General features: G+C 62.4%; 4 protein-coding genes. All 4 read left to right on the top strand.

Annotated elements, in window-relative coordinates:
- Positions 1-3,162, top strand: a 3,162-nt coding sequence (locus JaAD80_RS01660; protein WP_102292596.1) for a PAS domain-containing hybrid sensor histidine kinase/response regulator, incomplete at its 5' end; no start/stop codon positions are given.
- A gap of 78 nt (positions 3,163-3,240) precedes the next feature.
- Positions 3,241-3,720 (top strand): response regulator, encoded by a 480-nt coding sequence (locus JaAD80_RS01655; RefSeq protein WP_102292595.1) that lies wholly within the window; start codon positions 3,241-3,243, stop codon positions 3,718-3,720.
- A gap of 288 nt (positions 3,721-4,008) precedes the next feature.
- Positions 4,009-4,335, top strand: a complete 327-nt coding sequence (trxA, locus tag JaAD80_RS01650) for a thioredoxin TrxA (RefSeq protein WP_102292594.1) — start codon at positions 4,009-4,011, stop codon at positions 4,333-4,335.
- 156 nt (positions 4,336-4,491) lie between these two features.
- Complete coding sequence (gene rho / locus JaAD80_RS01645) at positions 4,492-5,754, top strand: transcription termination factor Rho (RefSeq protein ID WP_010401543.1); 1,263 nt, start codon at positions 4,492-4,494, stop codon at positions 5,752-5,754.
- Positions 5,755-6,000 lie beyond the last annotated feature (246 nt).

Raw genomic sequence — 6,000 nt, 5'->3', positions numbered from 1 at the left:
CGGACCGCATGCCGCGCAAGCCTTGCGCGCGCGGCCATGGCCGGCTGGACCTGGCGCTGCCAGGGCGACACCCTGCTGTTCTCTGCCGTGTACCAGGAGATACTGGGCGACCGGCAGGCCAGGCTCGAGCACACCTTGGCCGCCTGGCTGGCAGAAGTGCACCGCGATGACCGCGCGCGCCTCAGCCAGGCATTCCGCCAGCACTTCGACGGCCAGGCGCCGGGTGTCTTCAACTGCGAATTCCGCTTGCGCCACAGCGATGGCCACTGGCGCTGGCTGCTGGCGCGCGGCGCCGTCCTCACGCGCGCCTCCGACGGTGCCGCCACCCAGGCCAGCGGCATCGTCTGCGACATCAGCGAACGCAAGAACGACGAGGAACTGCGCATGCGCTGCATGCTCGAAGCGGCGCCCGAAGCCATGCTGGTGGCCGATGTCGATGGCAAGGTGCATTACGCCAACCAGATCGGTGCGCGCTGCTTCGGCTATCCGCTGGCCGAACTGGCGGGCATGTCGCTCGATCAGCTGGTGCCGGAAAGCACGGCCAGCCAGTCGGCAGGCGACCCGCAGGCCAGGCACAGCCTGCCTGGCAGGGTAATGATGGCGCGGCGCCGCGACGGCACGCACTTCCCGGCCAAGGTCAGCCTGTCGCCGCTGCGCATGGCGGGGCAGGTGTTTTCCATCGTCTCGCTGCGCGACATGACGCAGCGCCAGCGCGCCGAGGAAGCCCTGCACGCCAGCTCGGAACGCTACCGCCTGATCGTGCAGACGGCGGCCGAAGGCATCTGGATGACGGATGCCGATGGCAAGACCACCTTCGTCAATCCGAAGATGGCGCACATGCTCGGCTATACGGTGCAGGAAATGCTGCACCGCCCCATGCTCGACTTCATGGACCGCGACAGCCAGCTGCTGATGCAGCGGCGCCTGGCCAGCCACGGCAGCCTGGCCAGCCAGCCGGACCAGGTCGATTTCCGCTTCTTCCGCAAGGATCTGTCGAGCCTGTGGGGCTTGTTGTCGAGCACCAGCATCCAGTCGGAAACGGGCGAGCCGGGCGGTACCCTGGCAATGATCACCGACATCACGGAGCGGCGCCAGGCCTCGATCGCGCTGTCGAACTCCAGCCAGCGCATGGCTTCCGTCTTCGGCGCCGTGACGAATGGCCTGGTGGTGCAGGACAGCCATGGACATATCCTGGAAAGCAATGCCGCCGCCGAACGCATGCTGGCGGCCAGCCCGGCCAGCCAGGCCAACCGCAGCCTGTGGCAAGCCGTGCGCGAGGACGGCTCCGCCTTCGACCGCAACAGCCATCCCGTGCACATCACCCTGTCGACGGGCGAGGCCATGCGCGACGTGCTGATGGGCGTGCAGCAGCCGGACGGCAGTCTGTTGTGGCTGTCCGTCAACACGGAAGCCATCCGCGATGAGTACGGCAAGGTCGGCATGGTGGTGGCCAGCCTGACGGACATCACGTATCACAAGCGCAGCGAGAGCGCCCTGCGCGAACTCAACGAGCATCTGGAAGAGCGCGTGGCGCAGCGCACGGAACAGCTCGACCAGGCCAAGCAGGTGGCCGAGGAAGCCAGCCTGGCGAAGGGACAGTTCCTCGCCAACATGAGCCATGAAATCCGCACGCCGATGAATGGCGTGATCGGCATGGCCTACCTGGCGCTGAAGACGGAACTGGAGCCGCGCCAGCGCGATTACCTGGAAAAGATCCGCTTTGCCGGCGAGCACTTGCTGGGCATCATCGACGACATCCTCGACATCTCGAAGATCGAAGCGGGCAAGCTGGAAATCGAGCGCGTCAACTTCAGTTTCGACCACGTCGTGCAAACCCTGATGACGGTGGTGGCGCCGCGCGCCGCCGGCAAGAACCTGGAACTGGTGTTCGAGATCGATCCGCAACTGCCGGCCGTGCTGGTGGGCGACCCGCTGCGCCTGGGCCAAGTGCTGATCAATTACGCGAATAACGCCGTCAAGTTCAGCGAACAGGGCAGCATCACCATCAAGGTCAACAAAGTGGTGGCGGACGCCAAGCACTGCCTGGTGCGCTTTGAAGTGTGCGACCACGGCATCGGCCTGTCGCAGGACGAGATGAGCAAACTGTTCCAGTCATTCCAGCAGGCCGACACCTCCACCACGCGCGAATACGGCGGCACGGGCCTGGGCCTGGCCATCTGCAAGCAGCTGGCCCAGCTGATGGGCGGCGACGTCGGCGTCGACAGCCGCCCCGGCGCCGGCAGCACTTTCTGGTTTACTGCCAACCTGGGCATTTCCGACCAGGCCGCCCCCGCCGTGCTCGACAGCATGGTGCAGACGGCGGCCGCCATGCGCGCCAGCGCCGACGCGGCCCTCGTCATGCGCACGCTCAAGGATGCCCGCATCCTGCTGGTGGAAGACAATACCTTCAACCAGCAGGTGGCGTTGGAACTGCTGGAAGAAGCGGGCGCGTCCGTCTGCCTGGCCAACAATGGCGAAGAGGCGCTCGATTTGCTGCGCCAGACGCAGTTCGACTGCGTGCTGATGGATGTGCAGATGCCGCTGATGGATGGCTTGCAGGCAACGCGCCACATCCGCGCCGACCCGCAGCTGGCGCATCTGCGCGTGCTGGCCATGACGGCCACGGCCACCAGCGAAGACCGCGTGCGCTGCCTGGATGCCGGCATGGACGACTTCATTTCCAAGCCCATCCAGCCGGCCATGATGTACCAGACCATCGCCAGCTGGCTGCCGGCGCGCGACACGCCGCCGCCCGCGCGCAGCCGCGCCGCGCCCGCCTTCAAGACCACCCTGGCCGGCGATCCGGAAGTGATCGACCTGTCCATCCTGGCCAAGCTGCTGGGCTACAACCCGCAAAAGGTGCGCAAGTTCGCCTTCAAGTTCCTGCAGACGACGCAGGACGGCTTTGGCGACATGGACGCGGCCCTGGCGCGCGGCGATGTGCACCAGGTGCGCGAACTGGGGCACCGCATCAAGTCGTCGGCACGCACGGTGGGCGCCCTGGGCCTGGCCGAACTGTGCCACAGCCTGGAGACGCTGGCGCCGGGCGAGCCGGCCGAGGAAACGGAGCGGGCGCGGCGCATCGTCACGCGCCTGTGGCCCCTGCTGGACCAGATTACCGAAGAAATCATGAATAACACCAGCTTTGCCAACGACGACTAGCTACCGCCAGGACGTTGCGGCAAGACAAACAGCATCGACCACGATGCAGCAGACAAACCGGAAACAGAAAGACATCACATGAACAATGCATCGAATCCACACACCGAGGCCAAGGCCCAGGATGAAGCGGGCCTGGCGCCCCTGCGCGTACTGCTGCTCGACGACGACGTCTTCATGCTCGACGTGCTCAGCGACATGCTCGAGCAGCTGGGCCAGTTCGACATCCGCTGCGAATCGCACAGCGAACAGGCGCTGAGCAGCCTGCAGCAGCACCAGCCGGACCTGCTGATCTGCGACCTGTCCATGCCGGATATCGACGGCATCGAATTTCTGCGCATGGCGGCCGACAATGGCTTCCGCGGCGGCGTGGTGCTGCTGTCGGGCCTGCACTCGGCCGTGCGCCTGGCGGCCGAGCGCCTGGCCGTGGCCAATGGCCTGCATATATTAGGCACCTTCCGCAAGCCGATGGAAAGCGCGGAATTGCAGCTGATGGTGAACTTGCAACGCCAGCACTCGGCGCGTTCCACCAGCGCCCAGGCCCAGGAAGGTGATGCATGACAAGGGGGCGCGGCGCCGGTTCGCGCCAGCAGGCATGCGGCTTTGCCGCCCGCTGAACGGGCAGCGGGCCGATCTGCCTCAAGTTTTTCTGCAATAATCGCCACGCTTTGAAAAAATGGGTTATTATTTCAGCCATCCCCGCCTGCATACCTCTGGTCGCACCTTCCAAGAACATTGAATTCGTGCCCATTGCCCCCATCTTCAAGCTGTATTCCAGGAAGCATGGATGGCGAACCAGCGTATGGTTAATTCCAGGCATTATTGATCCCACCCTCATTTGAGGAAAATATGAGCGAAAATATCAAACACATTAGCGATGCATCTTTTGAAGCAGACGTCCTGAACTCCGAGTTGCCAGTGCTGGTCGACTTCTGGGCGGAATGGTGCGGTCCCTGCAAGGCCATCGCCCCGATCCTGGAAGAAGTCGCCAAGGAATACGCCGGCCGCATCCAGATCGCCAAGATGGACGTTGACGCCAACCAGGCAGTTCCTGCCAAGTTCGGCATCCGCGGCATCCCGACCCTGATCCTGTTCAAGGATGGTGTTGCAGCTGCGCAAAAAGTGGGCGCCATGGCCAAGGGCCAGTTGACCGCTTTCGTCGACAGCAACATTTAATGTATGATAGGCAGCGCTGCGCCCGCAGCGCCGCCTGACTGGAACGTCCGGGAAGCGGCTTTGCCATCATTCGTGCACAGCCTTCCCCAATAATTAATCAACGCCACGCAGTCCCCTCCCCTACCTTTACATCCCGTCTCGGGACACTCAACACATATGCATTTATCCGAACTAAAGGCCCTACACGTATCCGCCCTGCTTGAGATGGCGATCGGTCTTGACATTGACAACGCAGCCCGCTTGCGCAAACAGGAGCTGATGTTCGCTATCCTGAAAAAACGCGCCAAGTCCGGCGAACAGATTTTTGGCGATGGCGCCCTGGAAGTGCTGCCTGACGGCTTCGGCTTCCTGCGCTCGCCTGACGCCAGCTACATGGCGTCCACCGACGACATTTACATCTCCCCTTCGCAAATCCGCCGCTTCAATCTGCACACCGGCGATTCGATCGAAGGCGAGGTACGGACCCCGAAAGATGGCGAACGCTATTTCGCATTGGTCAAAGTAGACAAGGTCAACGGCGAATCGCCGGAAGCCTCGAAACACCGCATCCTGTTTGAAAACCTGACGCCGCTGCACCCGAACGAGCCGCTGCGCCTGGAACGTGAAATGAATGGCCAGGAAAACATCACCGGCCGCATCATCGACCTGATCGCCCCGATCGGCAAAGGCCAGCGCGGCCTGCTGGTGGCGTCGCCGAAATCCGGCAAATCCGTGATCCTGCAGCACATCGCGCATGCGATCACGGCGAACCACCCGGACATCACCCTGATCGTGCTGCTGATCGACGAACGTCCGGAAGAAGTTACCGAAATGCAACGTTCGGTGCGCGGCGAAGTCGTCGCCTCGACCTTCGACGAGCCGGCCACGCGCCACGTGCAAGTGGCCGAGATGGTGCTGGAAAAAGCCAAGCGCCTGGTCGAAATGAAAAAAGACGTGGTGATTCTGCTCGACTCGATCACCCGCCTGGCACGCGCCTACAACACCGTGATCCCTGCCTCGGGCAAGGTCCTGACCGGTGGTGTCGACGCGAACGCGCTGCAACGTCCAAAACGCTTCTTCGGCGCCGCGCGCAATATCGAAGAAGGCGGCTCGCTGACCATCATCGCCACGGCGCTGATCGAAACAGGTTCGCGCATGGATGACGTGATCTTTGAAGAATTCAAGGGTACCGGCAACATGGAAGTGCATCTGGAACGCCGCCTGGCCGAAAAACGCGTCTACCCGGCCATCAACCTGAACAAATCGGGTACGCGCCGCGAAGAACTGCTGATCAAGCCAAACGAACTGCAAAAAATCTGGATCCTGCGCAAGTTGCTGTACTCGATGGACGAGATCGAGGCGATGGAGTTCATTCTCGACAAGATGAAGGCCACAAAGAACAACGCCGAGTTCTTCGACATGATGCGTAGAGGCGGCTAAAACCTACTGCGCGGCCACATTTGCGATCTCCGTTGCTCACTGTACTAAAGTACAGTTCCGCTACTCAATCGCAACTGTGGCCTGCTCGCTACGGTTTTATCTCGCCTCTCAGCTAGGGCCAAGCCGCTCATTGAGCGGCTTTTTTATTGCCTGCGACGGGAAAGCGCTATATAATCGACGGTTGCATTATTTTAAACCCTGGCAAGTGATCGGCAATCGGGTCAAGAAGCAAGACGACCGACGAAG

Origin of the sequence: Janthinobacterium sp. AD80, assembly GCF_002878455.1 — a bacterium.
In the GTDB taxonomy this organism is placed as follows: Bacteria; Pseudomonadota; Gammaproteobacteria; order Burkholderiales; family Burkholderiaceae_D; genus Janthinobacterium.
The sequence above is the reverse complement of the archived record's forward strand: the minus strand, read 5'-3'. Positions and strand labels throughout refer to the sequence as shown.

What these genes read in the sequence shown, in the direction of transcription:
- rho (WP_010401543.1), top strand. Translation starts at nt 4,492, where the DNA reads ATGCATTTATCCGAACTAAAGGCCCTACACGTATCCGCCCTGCTTGAG.
- trxA (WP_102292594.1), top strand. Translation starts at nt 4,009, where the DNA reads ATGAGCGAAAATATCAAACACATTAGCGATGCATCTTTTGAAGCAGAC.
- JaAD80_RS01655 (WP_102292595.1), top strand. Translation starts at nt 3,241, where the DNA reads ATGAACAATGCATCGAATCCACACACCGAGGCCAAGGCCCAGGATGAA.